General features: G+C 33.0%; 18 protein-coding genes. 10 read left to right on the forward strand and 8 right to left on the reverse strand.

Going from position 1 to position 20,808, the window contains the following annotated elements; genetic code table 11:
- Positions 1-41: 41 nt before the first annotated feature.
- From FYC62_RS13525 to FYC62_RS13540, 4 genes are all read left to right on the forward strand, one after another.
- The gene (locus FYC62_RS13525; protein ID WP_149075317.1) at positions 42-698 is read left to right on the forward strand and encodes an NAD(P)H-binding protein; all 657 of its coding nucleotides are present in this window, start codon (positions 42-44) and stop codon (positions 696-698) included.
- The gene (locus tag FYC62_RS13530) at positions 695-2,560 is read left to right on the forward strand and encodes an ABC transporter ATP-binding protein (RefSeq protein WP_149075318.1); all 1,866 of its coding nucleotides are present in this window, start codon (positions 695-697) and stop codon (positions 2,558-2,560) included. The genes FYC62_RS13525 and FYC62_RS13530 overlap by 4 nt, the downstream gene beginning before the upstream one ends.
- 74 nt (positions 2,561-2,634) lie before the next feature.
- Positions 2,635-4,497: a tRNA uridine-5-carboxymethylaminomethyl(34) synthesis enzyme MnmG gene (gene mnmG, locus FYC62_RS13535; RefSeq protein ID WP_149075319.1), complete on the forward strand. Its 1,863-nt coding sequence runs from the start codon at positions 2,635-2,637 to the stop codon at positions 4,495-4,497.
- Positions 4,498-4,671: 174 nt separating this feature from the next.
- Positions 4,672-6,246 (forward strand): Ig-like domain-containing protein, encoded by a 1,575-nt coding sequence (locus tag FYC62_RS13540; protein ID WP_240534741.1) that lies wholly within the window; start codon positions 4,672-4,674, stop codon positions 6,244-6,246.
- Here FYC62_RS13540 and FYC62_RS13545 read toward each other — a convergent pair.
- Both FYC62_RS13545 and nadB read right to left on the reverse strand, forming a co-directional pair.
- Complete coding sequence (locus tag FYC62_RS13545; RefSeq protein WP_149075321.1) at positions 6,230-6,751, reverse strand: gamma carbonic anhydrase family protein; 522 nt, start codon at positions 6,749-6,751, stop codon at positions 6,230-6,232. The genes FYC62_RS13540 and FYC62_RS13545 overlap by 17 nt on opposite strands.
- Positions 6,751-8,340, reverse strand: coding sequence for an L-aspartate oxidase (gene nadB / locus FYC62_RS13550; protein ID WP_149075322.1), 1,590 nt, complete (start codon positions 8,338-8,340; stop codon positions 6,751-6,753). The genes FYC62_RS13545 and nadB overlap by 1 nt, the downstream gene beginning before the upstream one ends.
- Before the next feature lie 452 nt (positions 8,341-8,792).
- On the opposite strand from nadB, the gene nadA reads away from it, so the two are divergent.
- From nadA to FYC62_RS13570, 4 genes are all read left to right on the forward strand, one after another.
- On the forward strand, positions 8,793-9,785 hold the full coding sequence (gene nadA / locus FYC62_RS13555) for a quinolinate synthase NadA (RefSeq protein WP_149075323.1): 993 nt from the start codon (positions 8,793-8,795) through the stop codon (positions 9,783-9,785).
- A gap of 62 nt (positions 9,786-9,847) precedes the next feature.
- Positions 9,848-11,326, forward strand: a complete 1,479-nt coding sequence (locus tag FYC62_RS13560) for a S41 family peptidase (RefSeq protein ID WP_149075324.1) — start codon at positions 9,848-9,850, stop codon at positions 11,324-11,326.
- A gap of 50 nt (positions 11,327-11,376) precedes the next feature.
- Positions 11,377-12,426, forward strand: coding sequence for a thiamine-phosphate kinase (thiL, locus tag FYC62_RS13565; RefSeq protein WP_149075325.1), 1,050 nt, complete (start codon positions 11,377-11,379; stop codon positions 12,424-12,426).
- Positions 12,426-12,950 carry a GNAT family N-acetyltransferase gene (locus tag FYC62_RS13570; protein ID WP_149075326.1) on the forward strand — a complete coding sequence of 175 codons (525 nt, stop codon included), beginning with the start codon at positions 12,426-12,428 and terminating at the stop codon, positions 12,948-12,950. Before thiL ends, FYC62_RS13570 begins: the two co-directional genes overlap by 1 nt.
- Here FYC62_RS13570 and FYC62_RS13575 read toward each other — a convergent pair.
- From FYC62_RS13575 to FYC62_RS13585, 3 genes are all read right to left on the reverse strand, one after another.
- The gene (locus FYC62_RS13575) at positions 12,947-14,182 is read right to left on the reverse strand and encodes a M16 family metallopeptidase (protein WP_149075327.1); all 1,236 of its coding nucleotides are present in this window, start codon (positions 14,180-14,182) and stop codon (positions 12,947-12,949) included. The genes FYC62_RS13570 and FYC62_RS13575 overlap by 4 nt on opposite strands.
- Before the next feature lie 85 nt (positions 14,183-14,267).
- Positions 14,268-14,510, reverse strand: a complete 243-nt coding sequence (locus FYC62_RS13580; protein ID WP_149075328.1) for a hypothetical protein — start codon at positions 14,508-14,510, stop codon at positions 14,268-14,270.
- A 49-nt stretch (positions 14,511-14,559) separates the two neighbouring features.
- A complete protein-coding gene (locus FYC62_RS13585) occupies positions 14,560-15,018 on the reverse strand; it encodes a MaoC family dehydratase (RefSeq protein WP_039453886.1) in 459 nt (152 codons plus the stop codon).
- A 118-nt stretch (positions 15,019-15,136) separates the two neighbouring features.
- Here FYC62_RS13585 and hpt point away from each other — a divergent pair, with 118 nt between their 5' ends.
- A complete protein-coding gene (hpt, locus tag FYC62_RS13590) occupies positions 15,137-15,682 on the forward strand; it encodes a hypoxanthine phosphoribosyltransferase (RefSeq protein WP_149075929.1) in 546 nt (181 codons plus the stop codon).
- Here the strand turns inward: hpt and FYC62_RS13595 are convergent.
- Positions 15,677-16,021, reverse strand: a complete 345-nt coding sequence (locus FYC62_RS13595; protein WP_240534742.1) for a DUF5615 family PIN-like protein — start codon at positions 16,019-16,021, stop codon at positions 15,677-15,679. The two genes, hpt and FYC62_RS13595, sit on opposite strands and share 6 nt — an antisense overlap.
- Before the next feature lie 14 nt (positions 16,022-16,035).
- A complete protein-coding gene (locus FYC62_RS13600) occupies positions 16,036-16,266 on the reverse strand; it encodes a DUF433 domain-containing protein (protein ID WP_039452289.1) in 231 nt (76 codons plus the stop codon).
- A 157-nt stretch (positions 16,267-16,423) separates the two neighbouring features.
- On the opposite strand from FYC62_RS13600, the gene aspS reads away from it, so the two are divergent.
- A complete protein-coding gene (aspS, locus tag FYC62_RS13605) occupies positions 16,424-18,199 on the forward strand; it encodes an aspartate--tRNA ligase (protein WP_149075330.1) in 1,776 nt (591 codons plus the stop codon).
- Positions 18,200-18,265: 66 nt separating this feature from the next.
- On the opposite strand, the gene FYC62_RS13610 is transcribed toward aspS, so the two are convergent.
- Entirely contained in the window at positions 18,266-20,713 is a 2,448-nt protein-coding gene (locus tag FYC62_RS13610; protein ID WP_149075331.1) for a TonB-dependent receptor, read from the reverse strand.
- Positions 20,714-20,808 lie beyond the last annotated feature (95 nt).

The following is a 20,808-nucleotide window of genomic DNA, read 5'->3' on the forward strand; positions in this document are numbered from 1 at the left end:
AAGATACAAATGCGTACTTTTGCAGATTGATTTTAGATAAAATGGCTAAAAAAGCAATTATAATTGGTGCAAGCGGACTTATTGGCAGTGAATTACTGTCGGTATTATTACATGAGCCTGCTTATACTGAAGTTATTACGCTGGTAAGAAAGTCTTTAAATACCTATCATCCAAAACTTAAAGAAATAATTACAGATTTTTCTAACCTTTCGGAGATCAAAGAACACATCAAAGCAGATGTTATTTTTTCTTGTATAGGAACTACCAGAGCTAAAACACCAGATTTATCGAACTATAGAAAAATTGATCACGATATCCCTATTGAAATAGGGAAAATTGCTGTAGAAAATCAGGTTAAACAATATCATTTGGTTTCTGCATTGGGTGCTAATGCTCAATCATCAAATTTTTATAGTAAAATTAAAGGCGAAACAGAAGATGATCTAAAAGCGCTAAACATCCCTGCTATACATATTTACCAACCATCCCTTTTGAGAGGGGAAAGAAAAGAAAAACGTGTTGGAGAAAAAATAGCTTTAGTATTGATGCAAGCCATAGACCCGCTGTTAGTAGGCTCTTTAAAAAAATATAGAAGTATTAAAACATCGGTTATTGCGTTAGCCATGTATCAACAATCATTAAAAGAAGATCAGGGAATTTTTACCTATCCATCAGATATCATAAAAGAAATAGTGTGAGTATAGTATCAGCAGAACAATTAGGCCATGCCTTTAACGATTATTGGCTTTTCAGAAATTTAACTTTTGGCATACAGCAAGGACAAAGAGTAGCTTTAGTAGGTATTAATGGAGCCGGAAAATCTACCCTATTGAAATTGCTAGCAGAAAGAATATTACCTAGCGAAGGAAAAGTAGTAAAGGCAAAAGATATCAGATTTGGTTATTTAGAACAAGATCCTAAATTTAGTGCGGACGCTAGCATCAGCGATTTTATTTTTAGTTTAGATAACAGGCAGCAACAAATCATTAGAGAGTATGAAGAACTCTTGGAAGAAGAAAACCCAGACTTAGACAAAATAAACGAACTTACAGAAGAGCTCAGTAACCTTGATGCTTGGGAATATGAACATCAAATCAAAACCATTTTAGGAAGATTAGGTATTCATGATTTACATCAGAAAATATCTAACCTTTCTGGTGGACAAAAAAAGAGGTTAAGTTTAGCTAAGCTCTTGATAGATGAGCCAGATGTATACGTATTAGACGAGCCAACCAACCATTTAGATATTGATACCATAGAGTGGTTAGAGAGTTTCTTGAATACTGGTGGTAAAACTATTTTAATGGTTACCCACGATCGTTATTTTTTAGATAACGTTTGTAATGAAATTATTGAGCTAGACAATGGTCAGGTTTTTTCTTATAAAGGTAAATACGCTTATTATTTAGAAAAGAAATCGGAAAAAGATGCTTCTGACCAAGCTACTTTAGCGAAGAACAGAAACCTCTTGAAAAAAGAGTTAGAATGGATGAGAAGGCAGCCACAAGCAAGGGCTACAAAATCTAAAGCTAGAATAGATGCTTTTTATGATTTAGAAGAGCGCTCTAGAGGAAACGGCGCTAAAGAGCAAGTTAAGTTAGAAGTTAAAGTAAGCAGACAAGGAAATCAGATTCTGGAGATAGAACATATTTATAAAACATTTAACCATGTAGCTATTATTGAAGATTTTTCTTACACCTTTAAAAAGGGAGATAAAATTGGCTTAACGGGAAAGAATGGAACGGGAAAATCTACTTTCTTAAATTTGATTACCGGAGAGCTAAAAGAGGATGCTGGAACCATTAAAAAAGGCGAGACCACAGTTTTTGGGTATTACCATCAATCGGGTTTAAGCTTTCAGGAAGATGAACGTGTTATTGATGTTGTTAAGAATATTGCCGAATATATAACCTTGGCAGATGGCAGTGTGATAACAGCTTCTCAATTGCTTACACTTTTCTTATTCCCACCAAAAAAACAACATGGCTTTGTAAGCTTATTAAGTGGAGGCGAAAAGAAAAGATTACACCTCATGAAAGTATTAATTAAAAACCCAAACTTTTTAATACTGGATGAGCCCACTAATGATCTTGATATTGATACTTTAAACGTTTTAGAGGAGTTCTTAGAAAACTATCCGGGTGTTTTAATTTTAGTTTCACACGATAGATATTTGGTAGATAAATTAACCGAACAGCTTTTTATATTAGAAGGTAACGGCAAAATCAGAATCTACAACGGCAATTATTCTTCGTATAGAGAAGAACAGGAAATGCTTAAACAAATAGAAAAAGAGCAAGCCAAAAAACAACAAACAAAAATAGAGAGTCCTGCTCCTGCTAAAGAAAAAGCAAAGCTTTCTTTTAAAGAGAAGCAAGAACTGGAAAACTTAAATAAAGAAATAGAAGCTTTAGAAAACAACATCAAGAATTTAACAGATAGCTTAAATAGCATCTCTAATCCTGATGAGATTATTAAAACTTCACATTTAATCGAGGAAAAGCAAAGAGAGTTAGATAATAAATCTATGCGCTGGCTAGAATTATCTGAGCTAGCATAATAAAAAAAACCTTTATGTTCCACGTGGAACATAAAGGTAAAAAAGAAAATTGTTTCACGTGAAACATTAAATATATGTTTGAAAAATACGATGTAATTGTAGTTGGTGCGGGACACGCAGGATGCGAAGCGGCAACAGCGGCAGCAAACTTAGGGTCAAAAACACTGCTTATAACCATGAATATGGGCACTATAGCCCAAATGAGTTGTAATCCCGCTATGGGTGGTGTAGCCAAAGGGCAAATAGTAAGAGAAATAGATGCTATGGGTGGTAAATCGGGTATTATAGCTGATAAATCTACCATACAATTTAGAATGCTTAACCGCTCTAAAGGTCCCGCAATGTGGTCTCCGCGTACGCAGAATGATAGAATGCGCTTTGCAGAAGAATGGAGGTTAACCTTAGAGGGCACACCAAATTTAGATCTTTGGCAAGACATGGCAAGCGGCATTATTGTAAAAGATAATAAGGTCTGTGGTGTTAAAACATCCTTAGGAATTGAGATCATGGCAGAAGCTGTAGTCTTAACCAACGGAACTTTTTTAAACGGGGTTATCCATATTGGCGAGAAAAAAATGGGAGGCGGCAGAACAGGAGAAAAATCTGCAACTGGCATTACAGAACAATTGGTAGAAATGGGTTTTGAAGCTGGAAGAATGAAGACAGGAACACCGCCGCGGGTTGATGGTAGGTCATTAGATTATACTAAAATGGAAGAACAATGGGGTGATGAAGAAAGAGGAAAATTCTCTTTTACAGATACTCCTACTCCTACCGAACAAAGATGTTGCTGGATAACTTATACCAATAGCGAAGTACACGAAACTTTAAAACTAGGTTTTGAAAAATCACCTATGTTTACTGGAAGAATTAAAGGTTTAGGACCTAGATATTGCCCTTCCATTGAGGATAAAATTAACCGCTTTGCCGAAAGAGAAAGACATCAAATTTTTGTAGAGCCAGAAGGCTGGAACACTGTAGAAATCTATGTAAATGGTTTCTCTACATCTTTACCAGAAGACATTCAGCACAAAGCATTAAGATTAATACCTGGCTTTGAAAACGCCAAAATGTTTAGACCCGGGTATGCCATAGAATATGACTTCTTCCCTCCTACACAACTAAGTTTAACCTTAGAAACTAAATTGATAAAAAATCTATTCTTTGCTGGGCAAATAAACGGAACTACAGGATACGAAGAAGCGGCAGCACAAGGTTTTGTTGCAGGAATAAACGCACACCAAAAAGTACATGATAAACATGAATTGATACTGAAAAGATCAGAATCATACATAGGCGTTTTAATTGATGATTTGGTTACTAAAGGAACCGAAGAACCTTATAGAATGTTTACTTCCAGAGCAGAACATAGGCTACTTCTAAGACAAGATAATGCCGACGAAAGACTCTCTCCTATTGGTTACGAATTAGGCTTGATAAGTGAAGACCGTTTAAACCTAGTGAAAGAGAAAATTAAAAATGCTCAAGATATTATAGCCCTCGCAAAAGAAATTAAAATAGATAAAGAAATTGCTAACCCAATATTAGAAGAATTAGGAACAAGCAGTATCAGTCAAAGCTATAAACTACACAATCTACTTGGCAGGCCTCAGTTAGAAATGAAAGACCTTAGAAGAATGAGTAAGCATTTTGACGAGGCTTTAAATAAGTACAATAAAGAAACTATTGAGCAAGCCGAAATAAAAATCAAATACGAAAGTTATTTTGATAAAGAAATGGAGATTGTAGAGAAAATGAAAAAAATGGAAGACAGAGAAATTAATCCTGACTTTAATTATCACTCCTTAAATTCTATATCAAAAGAGGCAAGAGAAAAATTAATGAAGATAAAACCAAGAACTTTAGGTCAAGCTTCAAGAATTTCAGGAGTTTCACCATCTGACGTTTCGGTATTAATGGTTCACATGAATAAGTAATTGATTATCAGTATTTTAACATAAAAAAGTACAGATTTAAAATATTTGATATAAACGACTTTTTTAAATTTTTAATGATAATATTCATAAAAATGATAAAATGTCTTAAATCGCATAAAAATGCTTTTAAATAAAAAGGTGGTAAAAAATATACATTTCATCGTTCTATCTTGGATGATTTTACTTATCCAAGCTTGTGCAAGTATGCAAACACCACAAGGCGGACCAAAAGATGAGCAAGCACCAAAGGTTTTAAAAGAAACACCAAAAAATTTATCAACCAACTTTATCAATAAAAAAATACTGATTGAATTTGATGAATATTTTAAACTAAATAATGAGTTTACGGAAATTGCGATTTCGCCAGCACAAGAAAACCCTCCTGTTTTTAAAATAAAACAAAAAAGTTTAGAGATAGAACTGAAAGATACTTTAGAAGCTAATACTACTTACACGATAAACTTTGGTAATGCTATTACAGATGTAAACGAAAGTAATAAACTTCTAAATTACAGTTACGTATTTTCTACAGGCCCACAAATAGATTCTTTACAAATTTCTGGTAAGGTTTTAAATTCAGATGATAACTTGCCATTTAAAGGAGCTACAGTTTTTATTTTTCCCATAGAGCGAGATACCTTATTTGGTAAAAAAAGACCTGCTATTTTTACAACTACAGATTCATCTGGCGTATTTGCTATCAAAAACTTAAAAGAAGCAACTTATAAAATATATGCACTTAAAGAAGAATCTGGAGATAGGATTTACAACTCGCCTAAAGAAGAAATAGCATTTTTAGGTAATCCCTTAACACTCAATAAAGATACGGCTAACATCGTCTTAAAACTGTTTAAAGAAGTACCAGAGAAATTTAGGGTATTAGATAAAAAAATAGAATCTGATGGAAGAATAACCCTTATTTTTAATAAAGCTATTAAAAAGCCATCTATCAGATTTTTAGATAATACGATTAAAAATCCCATCATATCATATTCAAAAAACGCCGATACAACTTTAATCTGGTTAAGAGAAATAACTTTTGATTCGCTTAAACTAGCCGTAAGTGAAAACAATAAAGTTCTGGACACCATTAAGTTAACCAGAAACAAAAAAGATAATTATACCAGAACAATAAAGTTTGAAAATAACCTGATATCAGGAAAAATTAAACCTGGTACATCTTTAGAACTTAGCTCTAACCTGCCTTTAGCTAGTATTAATAAATCTTTAGTACAAGTACTGGTTGACTCTGTGGCACAAACCAATTTTAGCTTTGATATCATTGATGCTAATAATAGGGTTGTACGAGTTAATTATCCTTGGCGGATAAAGAAAAGATATAGTCTGGTATTTAAAGAAAATGCAATTACAGATATTTACGGAACAAAAAATAAAGAAATAAGCCTTGATATTGAGTTGGATGAAATAGAAAATTACGGCAACTTAACGCTTAACGTAGACAGAGCAGATACAAGTAAAAATTATATTGTTCAGTTATTAAACGAGAAAAAACAAGTTTTAAAAGAGACACCCCTTAATGCTAATTCTCTATTAAGTTATAACACCATTAGCAACGGCAAATATTATGTTAAGGTGGTAGAAGACCTCAATAAAAACGAGCTCTATGATACTGGAAATGTTAAAAATAACATCCAACCAGAAAAAGTATGGCTTTATGATAAAGAATTGATTATCAGACCTAATTGGGACAGAGAAGAGAAAATAACAATTCCTAAAGAGTTTCCTTAAACCAACTAGAGTACAAAATATAATTATTTGGTAATTTATCTAATAAAGCCCTTTGCTTATCTGTTAAGGGCTTTATTTTTTTAGCTGGCATTCCGGCATATAAATAACCAGATTCACACAGCATATTCTCTAAAACCACAGCTCCGGCCGCAATAATTACATACTCTTCAACCACAGCATTATCCATAACTATAGCGCCCATACCTACCAAGACTTTGTCTTTTAAAGTACAACCATGTACCAAAGCATTATGCCCAATAGAAACTTGATTACCAATAGTAGTAGATGCTTTTAAATAAGTTGCATGAATTACAGCACCATCTTGAATATTGGTATCATGACCAATGGTGATGCTGTTCACATCGCCACGTATAACTGCATTAAACCAAACTGAGCAATTATTACCCATTTTAACATCTCCAACGATGGTAGCATTTGGTGCAATAAAACAATCGTTACCCCATTTGGGTAATTTTCCTAAAACTGGCAATATCAATGGTTCCATTATAATACGGTATCTTTTAGTTCTTTTGCATGCTGAGGATAATCTGTTGTATAATGTAATCCTCTACTTTCTTTACGCTCTGTAGCTGACTTTATGACAATGTAGGAAACTTGTATTAAATTTCTTAATTCGCACAATTTAACAGAAAGTTTAGTTCTCTTATAAAACTCTTCCGTTTCTTCATATAAAAGTCGCAACCTTCTCATGGCTCTTTCTAATCTAAAATCAGAACGAACAATACCCACATAGTCGCTCATCATCTTCTGCATCTCGCGGATATTATGGGTTACCAAAATATCTTCATTAGAAAGTTGTGTGTTTTGATCATTCCAATCTGGAATATGAGTAGGAACATTAAACTCATTTAACCTATCCTTAGCATCTAAATAAATCCTATGAGAATAAACCAATGCCTCCAATAAAGAGTTAGAAGCCAAACGATTAGCACCATGCAAACCAGTAGAAGTAACCTCGCCACAAGCATATAAACCTTTAATAGATGAGCGTCCAAATTCATCAACTAAAACACCACCACACATATAATGGCAAGCGGGCGTAACAGGTATCATATCTTTTGTCATATCTATCCCAATAGATAAACACTTAGCGTAGATATTTGGAAAATGAGAAAGTAAATCTTCTTTTTTACGATGTCTGATATCCAAATAAACAAAATCATCACCAGACTTTTTCATCTCTGCATCAATAGCTCTTGCTACAATATCCCGAGGAGCTAAAGAACCACGCTCATCATATTCATACATAAATTCATCCCCATTTCTTCTTTTTAAAACACCTCCAAAACCTCTTACAGCCTCTGAAATTAAAAAAGAAGGATACTCGCCAGGATTATACAATGCAGTAGGATGAAATTGTATGAACTCCATATTTCTAACTTTAGCCTTAGCCCTGTAAGCCATAGCAATACCATCACCAGTTGCTATGGTTGGGTTTGTGGTAGAACTATAAATATGGCCAGCACCGCCAGCAGCTAATACCGTAATTTTTGATGTAATTTTTTCTATAGTATTATCGGCAGTATTTAGAGCATAAATTCCGTAACATTCAATATTATCAGAATGTCTGTTAACAAACTCACCTGTATGATGTTGGGTAATTAAATCGACCGCAAAATAATGCGTAAGTATTTCTATATTAGGGTTTTGATGTATTTCTTCTAATAAAGAACGTTCTATTTCGAAACCTGTAATATCCTTATAATGTAATACACGATGTTCTGAATGCCCACCTTCTTTAGCTAAATCATAAAATCCTGTTTTATCTTTATCAAACTTAGCTCCGTATTCAATAATTTCAGAAATTCTATCTGGACCTTCAGTAACAACAATCTCTACAATGTTCTTATCGCACAAACCATCACCAGCAATTAAGGTATCATTAATATGTTTTTCAAAAGAATCTTCTTTATTATCCACAACTACAGCAACACCACCTTGTGCATACTTCGTGTTAGATTCGTCTTCATTAGATTTTGTAACTATCAGAACTTTACCATGCTTTGCAGCCTTAAGGGCAAAACTTAAACCAGCAATACCAGATCCTATAACCAGGAAATCAACATTTCTCATATTAAAATGGCTATGTTTTAAACAAGCCTTTGTTTTATGTGTATAAAAGTATAAAAGATGTTAGTTTAATGTATGTAATAAATCAAAAGTATTTGAAAATGTTAACAAAGTAGCTAAAACTAAAAATCTACATTAACTTATCACTTACTTACTAGTAACAAATCAACATTTATTAACGTTTTAAAAATACTTAATATTAAACAGAATAATTATATAATATTTTTGTTGCTAATTATAAGAATACTGATAATCAATTAGATAAATACTTATAAATGTTAATAAATTGTTAGTATTATTAAAGTAAGTCAAAAATCAATATTAATCTCTTTAAAGATATACACCAAACTAACACCTTAATAAACAATAAGAATTTTATATATAAATAATTAGTTATTATTAGAAAGTGGAGAAACCATTATTTTGAAATTTATACCTTTGGATAAGGAAAAAAAATGAACGTACTAGAAGAGATTAACATAAAAGGTTTTGTTGATGAGTATATTGACCCAACCTTAGACTTATTCGCAGAAATAGAGCGATTAAAAAAAGAAAAAAATGCAGTAATTCTTGCACATTACTATCAAGATGCTGATATACAAGATATTGCAGATTATATTGGTGATAGTTTAGGCTTATCTCAAGAAGCTGCTAAAACAGATGCTGCCATTATTGTTTTTGCTGGTGTACATTTTATGGCAGAAACAGCCAAAATATTATCGCCAAATAAAAAAGTATTATTACCAGACAGTAAAGCAGGTTGTTCTTTATCTGATAGCTGTCCGCCGCACTTATTTAAGAAATTTAAAGAGAAATATCCAGACCATTTAGTTATTACTTATGTAAACTGTACGGCAGAATTAAAAGCTTTAAGTGATATTGTTTGTACATCTAGCAATGCAGTACAAATTGTAGAAAGCTTACCAAAAGATCAGAAAATCATTTTCGGGCCTGATAAAAATTTGGGTGCTTACGTGATGAAGAAAACAGGTAGAGATATGGTTTTATGGAATGGTGCTTGTATGGTTCATGAGATTTTTGCTCATGAAAAAATTACCAAATTAAAGGAGCGCCATCCGCAAGCTAAATTTATTGCACACCCAGAATGTGAAGATCATATTTTAGCTATGGCCGATTATATTGGCTCTACTACTGGTTTATTAAATTATACCATTAAGAATGAAGCAAAAGAGTTTATTGTAGCTACAGAATCAGGAATTATCCATCAAATGGCTAAAGCAAATCCTGATAAAACTTTTATTCCGGCACCACCAAACAATACTTGTGCTTGTAATGATTGTCCGCATATGAAGCGTAATACTTTAGAAAAACTGTATTTATGTTTAAAAAACGAATTACCTGAAGTAGATGTTCCACGTGAAATTATAGAAAGAGCAAGACTGCCCATTGAAAGAATGCTAGATATATCAGCCAAATTAGGTCTTTAAAAAAATAAAATGGCGTCAATAGCAGAAATGTTATTAACGCTTTCTCTCTACATTAAACTAAAATGATGAAAATCTTGAAATTATTCATGCTATCTGCTATAGTTTTGATGGTTTCATGTATATCTAAAAAAGAGTATAATCAAGCTTTAAGTATTAAACATCCTGTTGAAGCATTAAAAAAAGATTATCAAATTCTAAAAACATCTTTAATAGAAGCACATCCTGGTATTTATTGGTATATAGATGCTGCTGTTTTAAATCATAAGTTTGATAGTGTTGAAAACCTGCTGCATAAACCTTTAACTTCTTTAGAGTTTTATAGATACGTTGCTCCATTAATAACAGAAATTAAATGCGGACATACACGTTTGGTTTATCCTAATAAGAAATACACTGTAGCAGAAAAACATATATTAAAAGCAAAAGGAGTTCATCCTTTTAATCAGTTTAAAATAGCTTTAGATGATGATAAAGTTTGGATTAAATCTGTAAGAGATTCTTCAAATCATAGGCTTAAACCTAAAATGCAAATCTTAAGTATTGATGGTTATCCTATAGATAGTATCGTTAAAAAAGCAAATCAATTATTTAGTTCTGATGGTTTTAATAAAACTTTATATCCGTATATCGTAGAAAATAATTTTGGTTATTACTATCAATTAAACTTTATAAAAAGCGATAGCATCCAATTAAAAATTAAAGAAGATACACTGGTAAAAAATATCACTTTAGGGTTTAATAAAATTAAATCATCATCAAAGAAAGTAAACAAAAAACTAGCTTATTTAGGTAAAGATGCTGATGGTAAACCCATATTAAATTTAAAAATAGATAGCCTAAACAAAATAGCTACTTTAAAAGTTGGTAGCTTTAGTTTTGAGCAAGCTAATTTTAGTAAGTTTTATAGGCAATCATTTAAAAAGCTTAAAGAACAAGAAATTAACAGTTTAATTCTTGATTTAAGAGGAAATACAGGCGGAAAATTAAGTGCTTGCAATAAATTATTTAAGTATTTATATGATAAAGCAGCCATATTTAACCAAAGGGTTGAGGTTAAAGAAAGGTATATATCTACCCGTAAATATTTCCAAAATTCATGGTTTTATAACTTCCCTTTTCCACATTTAACCATAAAAAAAGATACAGCTGGTTTTTATACGGCTTTAAGAACTCATAAAGCTTTAAACCCAAAAAAGAACGTTTACAAAAATGATTTATATGTATTGATAAACGGCTTATCATACTCTGCAACTTCTTTATTGGCAGCAAACTTACAAGGTGTAAAACGAGGAATTTTTATTGGCGAAGAAACTGGTGGCGCTTATAACCAATGTACAGCAGGAACAATACCGTATGTTAACCTACCAAATACTAAACTAAAATTGCGTTTACCTTTAAAAGTTATCAAACCAAATACCTCACAAAATATAGTTGGGAGAGGTGTTTTTCCTCAGTATGAAGTAATTAACACTTTCGTGGATGAGCTAAATGGTAAAGATTATCAGCTAGAAAAAGCCTTACAACTGATAAAGACCAGGTAAAACTTAATGAGTAATTTTTTGCACTTTTGTATCTCAAAAAGAATTTAAGCATGTTCGAGAATACGCAGAAGACAGAAATAGCAAATTTAGGAGAGTTTGGTTTAATAGACCATTTAACAAAAAATATAAAATTAAACCTTGATACCACTATTAAAGGCGCTGGTGATGACGCAGCTGTTCTAGATTTTAAAGATAAAAAAACCTTAATTTCTACCGATTTACTTCTAGAAAACATACATTTTGATTTAGCTTTTACACCTTTAAAACACTTGGGTTATAAAGCTATCCAAGTTAACTTAAGTGATATTTATGCCATGAATGGGATGGCATCTCATGTTACCGTATCATTAGGATTTTCTAGTAAATTTCCATTAGAAGCTATAGAAGAATTATATGCTGGTATGTTACTGGCTTGTGATAAATATCAAATTGATTTAATTGGCGGAGACACCACTTCTTCCAGACAGGGTTTAGTTATCAGCGTTACCAGTATCGGTTATGCTGATGAAAGTGATATTGTTTACCGTAATGGCGCACAAGAAGGAGATTTAATTTGCGTTTCTGGCGATTTAGGTGGCGCTTATGTAGGTTTACAATTGTTAGAAAGAGAGAAACAAGTTTTTTTAGCAAATCCTAAAATTCAGCCCGATTTAGAAGGTAAAGATTATATCATAGAACGCCAGTTAAAACCAGAAGCAAGATTAGATATTGTTGATTTATTGAAGAAGATGGAAATTAAACCAACTTCTATGATAGATATATCAGACGGTTTAGCTTCCGAAGTATTACATATTACCAAACAATCTAAAAAAGGTTGTAAGTTGTATGAAGAAAAATTTCCTATAGACCCACAAACTGTAGAAATGGCTCGCGATTTTGGTTTAGATCCAACCGTGTGTGCTTTAAATGGCGGAGAAGATTATGAACTATTATTTACCATAAAACAAGCAGATTACGACCGCTTAAAACACGATGTTGATATTTCTGTCATTGGTTATATCACAGAAGAAAACGCTGGTAATTACTTAATCACTCGGTCTGGAAATGCACATGAATTAAAAGCTCAAGGTTGGAACGCTTTTAAATCTACAGAAAGCTAATGATGTTTATTAGAAAAGGTTCTTTAGCAGATAAAGAAGCACTTTTTAATTTGTATCTGGATGTTTCTAAAAAACAAAATGGCATCGCCAGAGCGCCAGAAGAAATTGATATCCTTTTTATTGATGATGTTTTTAACAATATCATTAAAAAAGAAGGTTTATTATTCTTAGGTGAAGAAAGAACAACAGAAAAAGTTATTGCTGCAATTCATGCTCATAAATACGGTATAGGAATATTTGATCATGTTTTAACCCATTTAACCATTTTGGTACATCGAGATTATCAACATCAGGGATTAGGGACTGAACTTTTTCAAAGGTTTTTAAGTGAAATAGAAAAACACCGACCAGATATTAAAAGAGTAGAGCTAGAATCAAGAGCATCTAACAAAAAAGCCTTAAGAATTTATCAAAAAATGGGTTTTAAACATGAGGGCGTCTTGCATCAAAAAACAAGAAATATAGACGGCTCTTTTGAGGATAGTTATGTTTTTGCTTGGGAGAATAAAAACTTCTTGTACTAATTTTCTTCCTCTGGTTTAAACATCAAAAGGTTTAACAAATTAGGGTTAAAAACTTCATTAGCAATTTCTAAAATTTCTGATGCGCTAACAGCATTTAATTTAGCAAATACCTCTTCTAAAGAATCTACCCTATTAAAATCTATTAAACTTTTTGCCATAGAAATTAAAACACCCATGCGGTTTTCTTCTCCTAAAGCAATTTGGCCAATAAATTTTTGTTTAGCTTGTTGTAACTGTACTACACCTAATTTTTGTTCTCTTACTTTTTTTAGTTCTTTATGTACAAGTTTTAAAGCTTTATTTGCCTTCTCTTCATCGGTACCAAAATAAATAGAGAAAATACCAGAATCACTAAAAGCGGTATAATTAGACTCAATAGTATAAGCAATGCCGTACTTTTCTCTTATTTCTAAATTTAACCTCGAGCTCATTCCGTTACCACCAAGAAGATTATTTAACAGTAATAAACCATGTTTTTTATCATCATGAAAAGAATAAGCATGGCTACCTAAAATACAATGTGTTTGGTTTATAGGTTTAGTAATGATAAGTTCTTGTTTAGGATTAGGAATTGGTTTTAAACGCTGTTTTTCTTTTTTATTCTCTGGGATGATACCAAAATATTTATCGCATAAAGCCCAAACTCTGCCTGCTTTATAATTTCCGCTAATAGCGAAAACTATTTCATGTGTGTTATAAGTTCTAGCTATAAAATTTAAAATATCTGTTTTTTTGAAAGCAGACACAGAATCTTTAGTTCCTAAAATATTTTCGCCTAAAGTATTTCCTTTAAATAACAAGCTTTCAAAGTCATCATTTATAGCTTCCTCTGGTTGGTCTTCATAGCTTAATATTTCATCAATAATAACGCCTTTTTCTTTTTCCATTTCTACTTCCGGAAACGTAGAAAAAAAGGCAATATCTTGTAATAAGTCTATAGAGCGCTCTAAATGTTCATGTAAAAATGAAGCATGTAAGCAAGTATATTCTTTAGTTGTGTAAGCGTTTAAATCTGCCCCTACAACTTCTAAACGATTTAAAATTTGGTTGGTATTACGTTTTTTAGTGCCTTTAAATAGTAAATGCTCAATAAAATGAGCTAAACCTGGTTTACCTTCTTCTTCATCTCTTGCTCCAGCATTAATAATTAAGCAACAATGCCCAATAGGCGAAACCGTTGGTTTCAATAATATCCTAATGCCGTTTTTTAATCTGTAAACTTCGTGATCCATAAAAGAGTCACAAAGATAATTAATAAATAGAGCAATTGATTTTTAAAATAAAAGAGCATTTGAAATTTCAAATGCTCTTTAGCACTTAATTAGATTGTGGAGGAGTAGTTGTAGTGCCACCTCCGCCGCTACCACCATTTGGTGTAGTTGAAGTAGTGTCTGTTGTGGTACCAGTTCCGTTCATTCCGCCAGTGCCAGATTGGTTTGTAGTACCTGTTGTTCCTGTAGAATCTGTAGTGCTTGTTGAGTCTTTGGTAGAGCTACATCCTGTAGCCACGGCTCCAACAATTGCAAAGCCCATAACCATTTTAAAAAATTTGTTTTTCATATCTTCATTAATTTTAATAGATATGAATGCTAGGCTAATTTAATGCCAATTAGATAAAATGGTATAAGAAAACGGCCTCTCCAGTAAAAGCAGCTTTCTTTTGGTCTTTAATTTCTAAGGTTATGCCAATGGTTGCTTTTGTAACACCACGTAAATTGGCAATATCAACCAATGTAACCACCAATCTTACTTCGCTATTTACTGTTACAGCTTGTGCAAAACGCAATTTTTCTATCCCATAATTAATTTCCATTTTCAGGTTTTGGATATCAACAATTTGTTTCCATAAGTATGGGATTAAAGATAAAGTAAGATAACCATGAGCAATAGTTGCTTTAAACGGACTTTCTGTTTTTACCCTTTCTGTATCGGTATGTATCCATTGATGGTCTAAAGTAGCATCAGAGAATAAGTTTATTTGCTCTTGGGTGATGGTATGATAATCAGAAAAACCTAGTTCTTTTCCTAAATGAGACGCAAACTCGTCGTGGCTCTTAATTACTAACATGGTATAAATTTTAGATAAATAAAATTTGAATATACAGATTATATAAAATCTAATAGATGAATTATAAAACAATAATAAATGCATTTTTAAAATTAAATTTGTTGAAACAAGCCACATGATGAATTTAACCATAGACGATAAAACCTTCGAGCCTTTTATAGACGCTAACATGATAGAAAAGCGTGTGCGCTTATTAGGTATACAAATGAATGTTGATTATGAAGAGAAGGTTCCTATTTTTATTGGGGTTTTAAATGGCAGCTTTTTATTCATGGCAGATTTGATGAAGGAAATCAACATCAGTTGTGAAATGGCTTTTGTAAAAGTTTCTTCTTACCATGGCGAAACACAATCTTCAGGTAACATCATAGAAGAGTATCCTTTAAGTGTAGATATAGAAAATAGAGATATTATTCTGGTTGAGGATATTATAGATACCGGAAGAACCTTGAATTATTTGATAGAAAAGTTTAAAACTAAAAATCCGGCAAGCATTAAAGTTGCCAGTTTACTACTAAAACCAGAAGCCTTACAAGTTAAAATAGACGAGATAGCATACATAGGTTTTGAAATAGCTAACGACTTTGTGGTAGGTTATGGTTTAGATTATAAAGGACTAGGAAGAAACACGAAGGATATTTATAGGTTGTGTAGTGATTTATAATGGAAGAACTCTTATTCTCATTTTATAATCGTCTATAATAATCATTGCGCCTTTCTCTAACCAATTATTATACTCTTTTATAGTAGGGATAACTTTTTCACTTAAATGTTTAACAGTTACATTCTGAGTCCTAACCTGTATAACGCTTGGTTTTTCAGCTTTATTTAAGGCTAATGCTGTACCAAAATCTAAATCATGGGTAAAAATTATATAATTATTATCCTTGGCCCACTTTATCAATTCTACATCTTGAGCATCGAACTTTCCAACACTAGACCAATGTACAGCGTGTATATTTTTTAAATTGAACTCATCAACCCAATGAGGCGATAAATTCATATCAATTAAAATTTTCATGCAGTAGCTAGAGGAGCTTCAAATTCTTCAGAACGCCATGCAGCATAAGCAAGAGCCTCTTTTAAATCCTCTTCAACTAAGTAAGGATACATTTCCAAAACATCTTTAAAAGAAAGGCCAGACGCTAAAAGACCAATAAGTGTACCTACAGTAACCCTTAAACCTTTAATGCATGGCTTTCCGCCCATAACATTAGGATCTAAAACTATTCTTGTTAGTTTTTTCATTTGCTGATATTTTCATTTGATAAGTAAATATACGAAATATAAAATTGCTCAAAACCCTCCTCAAACTCTTATATTTTCACTTTAGAGGCTCTAATAAAGCAAACACTTTCATAAGATTTTTTATCTTCGTGTCCTACATTAAAATAAATCAAAGAAAATGCATAGAACTCATACGTGTGGCGAATTAACGATTGCCGATTTGGGAACTCAGGTTGTGTTAAGTGGTTGGGTACAAAAATCCAGAGACTTAGGAGGCATGACTTTTATTGATGTTAGAGATAGATACGGTATTACCCAATTGGTTTTTAATGCTGATGATAATGCCGAAATGAGAGCAAAAGCCCGCGAATTAGGAAGAGAGTTTGTGATAAAAGTAAGCGGTACGGTTATAGAAAGAACCAGTAAAAATCCTAAAATAGCCACCGGAGATATTGAAATTAAAGTTTCTGAGTTAGAAATTTTAAACGCTGCAAAGCTCCCTCCTTTCATGATAGAAGATGAAACCGATGGTGGAGACGAGCTAAGAATGAAATATCGTTACCTAGATTTAAGAAGAAATCCGGTACGTAATAATTTAGTACTGCGTCACAAAATGGCTCAGGAAATCAGAAAATATTTAGATGCGCAAAACTTTTTAGAAGTAGAAACACCTGTTTTAATAAAATCTACACCAGAAGGCGCCAGAGATTTTGTGGTACCAAGTCGTATGAACCCAGGCGAGTTTTATGCCTTGCCTCAATCTCCGCAAACCTTTAAGCAATTATTAATGGTTTCTGGTTTTGATAGGTATTTCCAAATTGTAAAATGTTTTAGAGATGAGGATTTAAGAGCCGATAGACAGCCTGAGTTTACCCAAATAGACTGTGAAATGGCATTTATCGAGCAAGAAGATATCCTAAATTTATTTGAAGGCTTGGTACGCCACATGTTTAAAAACGTAAAAAATCTGGATATTCAAGATTTCCCAAGAATGTCTTATGATGATGCTATGCGTTTGTATGGTTCTGATAAGCCAGATACCCGTTTTGGGATGCAGTTTGTGAGCCTCACCCCGACCCTCTCCGAAGGAGAGGGAGAAGACCTAGTTAAGGGCAAAGGTTTTCCAGTTTTTGATAATGCAGGTTTAGTTGTTGGTATCAATGCGAAAGGTTGCGCTTCTTATACACGTAAGCAAATAGATGAATTAACAGACTTTGTTAAACGTCCGCAAATTGGCGCTACAGGCTTAATTTACATGCGCCATAACGAGGATGGTACTTTAAAATCATCAGTAGATAAATTCTTTAACGAAGAAGAATTACAAAAATGGTCGGTAGCATTTGCTACAGAACCTGGCGATTTAGTATTAATTCTTGCTGGAGAAAACCCTGATAAAGTACGTAAACAGTTAAACGAGTTACGTTTAGAAATGGGTAACCGTTTAGGTTTAAGAGATAAAAATAAATTTGCACCACTTTGGGTATTAGATTTTCCTTTATTAGAGTGGGACGAAGAAACAGAGCGTTACCACGCCATGCACCATCCTTTTACATCGCCAAAACCAGACGATATTGCTAAATTAGATACAGACCCAGCAGCTGTTAGAGCCAATGCTTACGATTTGGTTATTAACGGTACCGAAATTGGTGGTGGTTCTATCCGTATACACGATAGAGCGTTACAATCACTCATGTTTAAGCATTTAGGCTTTAGCCCAGAAGAAGCTCAAAAACAATTTGGTTTTTTAATGGAAGCCTTTGAGTATGGCGCACCTCCGCATGGTGGTATTGCTTTTGGTTTTGATAGATTGGTATCCATCTTTGCAGGTTTAGACACTATACGTGATGTTATTGCATTCCCTAAAAATAACTCGGGAAGAGATGTCATGATAGATTCTCCTTCTACCATAGATGATAAACAAAAGGTAGAATTACATATCAAAACAACAGTATAAAACTAGAGTGCCCCCAAAAAGTTAGACACTTTCTTGAGGGCATTTTTATGATAAAGAAAAATCCTATTAAAACTTAGCGCTTAAGCTTAGCAAGAAATTAGTTCCAGCTTGCGGGTAGTAATAATTTTCTGTGATTAAGTTATTATCTAGAATATATCCAAAAGTATATCCGTTACTTTCAAACTTTTCGTTAAAGATATTATTAACCAATAAACTTAGGTTTACATTTTTAACACCTCTAAAATTAAGATTATGACTCAATCTTAAATCGTTAACAAAGAAAGCATCTAATTTGCGAGCATTATTACTGGTATTATCTAAATATTGATCACTTACATATTTGGTTAACAAAGCAATTTCCAAAGCTTTAATAGGTTTGTAAGCAAACTCATTAGAGGCAATAAAAGAAGGCGAAAAGGCAATATCCGTATTGGTGTATTGGTTTTCTCTTTGTCCCAGATAATCAAAACTAGCATCGTAAACATCAAAAAACTCGCTAAACCTTTTAATTCTATTTTGGCTTAAAGTGGCTGTGGTTGCCCAACTTAGCTGATTAGATATTTGCCATTTAGCGTCAAACTCGGCACCTATACGGTAGCTTCTATCAACATTATCTCTTACATAAGCGCCAACATCATTTACCTCGCCCGTTAAAATCAATTGGTCTTTGTAAAACATCCCGTAAAGGTTAAAACCTGCTGTTACATTTTTTCTTAGGTAACGATAGCCTATTTCTACGTTATCTAATCTTTCTGCCAAGGGTCTGCTGCCTGGCGTAGACTCGGTATAATCATCTCTATTAGGTTCTTTGTTGGCCCTAGCAAAAGATGCATAAACATTACTTATTTTATCTATTTGATAGGTTAAACCCAATTTTGGATTGAAAAAGTTTAGGATATCCCTTTGCTGTACATTATTGCCTGCATTATTAAAACCTAAGAAAGAGTAATTTACTCTTCTGTATTGTAAATCGGTATAAATACTAAAATTATTGAGACTGTAAGTTGCTTTACCAAAAACGTTAAAGTCTGTTTTAGTAGCATCGTTATCATAATAACGTTGTTTGTTATTGTCTAGCTGGGCAAATCTGGCCCAAATAACTTCGCCAAAATGTGCTCCTTTGTATTCATTATAAGCACCGCCTAAAGTAAAATCTAAAGCTTTACTTGGCTTATAATTTAAAGAATAAGTTAATCCGTAAAAATCATTATCTAACCAACGGCGTCTTATTAAATCTGTTTTATCAATAGTTTCTGCACCAATCAGAAAAGGCGCAAAACCATAATCTTCAAAATCTTCTTGATGTTTAAACTCTTCATAATAACCTCTACCACGTGTATAATGTAAAGCTCCGTTAAAAGATAACTGGCTATTTATTTCTTTTGCATATAGCAATTGATAATGGTCTTGCTGATAATTATCAGTCTGATTATCATACAAATAACTATTATACTTACGTGGATTTGAGTTAAAAAGATTTAAAGAATCTTGCTGTGTAAAATAAGTTGAACCTAGATTATTAAAATAATGCGTTAATAAATCTGCTTGGCTTCCTCTTAATTTAGCCTCCGGTACACCGTACCAAGATTGGTAAGTTTGCTCGGCCCCAGAAAATACATTGGCTCTTAAAATACTTGATTTGCCATAATAAGCCCCAGAAACGTAAAAAGACTTTAAATCAGAAAATCCTCTATCAATAAAACCATCAGATTTAATTCTTGATAAACGACCATCAATACTAAACTTACCATTGATAAGACCTGTACCCACTTTTAAAGTATTTTTAATGGTCCCGAAAGAACCAATAGAATTATTAACCTCGGCAAAAGCAGAATCGTAACGGGTTGAGGTTTGGATATTTAAGCTTGCACCAAAAGCTCCCGCTCCGTTGGTAGAAGTTCCAACACCTCTCTGTATTTGGATATTATCTACTGATGAAGCAAAATCTGGTAAGTTTACCCAAAAAGTACCTTGGCTTTCGGTATCATTATAAGGAATACCGTTAATCGTAACGTTGATACGTGTGGCATCAGAACCACGAATACGGATACCTGTATAGCCAATACCCGCACCTGCATCTGATGTTACCACAACAGATGGCGTTTGGTTAAGTAGGAAAGGTAAATCTTGTCCTAAATTATTCTTTTCAATATCGGCTTTGCTTAAGTTTTTATAGGTAGTTGCCGAGTTTGCCGATGCTCTGGTAGCACTTACAATAACCTCATCAGCCAAAAACAAAGCTTTCTCTAAAGCTAAATCAACTTGTGTATCGTCTTTTATGCTGATGGCTTTTACTAAGGGCTTGAAACCTAAAAAAGTAATCTGCACTTGGTAATTTCCGTTTCTTAGTTTATTGAAGCTAAAACTTCCATTTGCATCAGTTTGGGTTTGTAAATTGTAATCTAATAAAGTAACCGTTGCACCTGCCATGGCTTCTTTAGTGGCAGCATCGGTTATTTTACCTTTTAAAATAGCATTTTGGGCAGCCACCCACAATGGAGCAGCAATTGCCATAAGAACTGTTAATGTAAATTTTCTCAATGTTATCAATTTAAAAATTAAACAAAAGCAGCTAGGGGCTACACTACTCAAAAAAATTATTGTTTTAC

It is taken from the genome of Pedobacter aquae (assembly GCF_008195825.1).
Taxonomy (GTDB): Bacteria; Bacteroidota; Bacteroidia; order Sphingobacteriales; family Sphingobacteriaceae; genus Pseudopedobacter; species Pseudopedobacter aquae.

Excerpts from the sequence above, each read along its gene's own strand:
- FYC62_RS13525 (WP_149075317.1), top strand. The coding sequence starts at position 42 with ATGGCTAAAAAAGCAATTATAATTGGTGCAAGCGGACTTATTGGCAGT.
- mnmG (WP_149075319.1), top strand. The coding sequence starts at position 2,635 with ATGTTTGAAAAATACGATGTAATTGTAGTTGGTGCGGGACACGCAGGA.
- FYC62_RS13540 (WP_240534741.1), top strand. The coding sequence starts at position 4,672 with ATGATTTTACTTATCCAAGCTTGTGCAAGTATGCAAACACCACAAGGC.
- FYC62_RS13545 (WP_149075321.1), bottom strand. The coding sequence starts at position 6,751 with ATGGAACCATTGATATTGCCAGTTTTAGGAAAATTACCCAAATGGGGT.
- nadB (WP_149075322.1), bottom strand. The coding sequence starts at position 8,340 with ATGAGAAATGTTGATTTCCTGGTTATAGGATCTGGTATTGCTGGTTTA.
- nadA (WP_149075323.1), top strand. The coding sequence starts at position 8,793 with ATGAACGTACTAGAAGAGATTAACATAAAAGGTTTTGTTGATGAGTAT.
- FYC62_RS13560 (WP_149075324.1), top strand. The coding sequence starts at position 9,848 with ATGATGAAAATCTTGAAATTATTCATGCTATCTGCTATAGTTTTGATG.
- thiL (WP_149075325.1), top strand. The coding sequence starts at position 11,377 with ATGTTCGAGAATACGCAGAAGACAGAAATAGCAAATTTAGGAGAGTTT.
- FYC62_RS13570 (WP_149075326.1), top strand. The coding sequence starts at position 12,426 with ATGATGTTTATTAGAAAAGGTTCTTTAGCAGATAAAGAAGCACTTTTT.
- FYC62_RS13575 (WP_149075327.1), bottom strand. The coding sequence starts at position 14,182 with ATGGATCACGAAGTTTACAGATTAAAAAACGGCATTAGGATATTATTG.
- FYC62_RS13580 (WP_149075328.1), bottom strand. The coding sequence starts at position 14,510 with ATGAAAAACAAATTTTTTAAAATGGTTATGGGCTTTGCAATTGTTGGA.
- FYC62_RS13585 (WP_039453886.1), bottom strand. The coding sequence starts at position 15,018 with ATGTTAGTAATTAAGAGCCACGACGAGTTTGCGTCTCATTTAGGAAAA.
- hpt (WP_149075929.1), top strand. The coding sequence starts at position 15,137 with ATGAATTTAACCATAGACGATAAAACCTTCGAGCCTTTTATAGACGCT.
- FYC62_RS13595 (WP_240534742.1), bottom strand. The coding sequence starts at position 16,021 with ATGAATTTATCGCCTCATTGGGTTGATGAGTTCAATTTAAAAAATATA.
- FYC62_RS13600 (WP_039452289.1), bottom strand. The coding sequence starts at position 16,266 with ATGAAAAAACTAACAAGAATAGTTTTAGATCCTAATGTTATGGGCGGA.
- aspS (WP_149075330.1), top strand. The coding sequence starts at position 16,424 with ATGCATAGAACTCATACGTGTGGCGAATTAACGATTGCCGATTTGGGA.
- FYC62_RS13610 (WP_149075331.1), bottom strand. The coding sequence starts at position 20,713 with ATGGCAATTGCTGCTCCATTGTGGGTGGCTGCCCAAAATGCTATTTTA.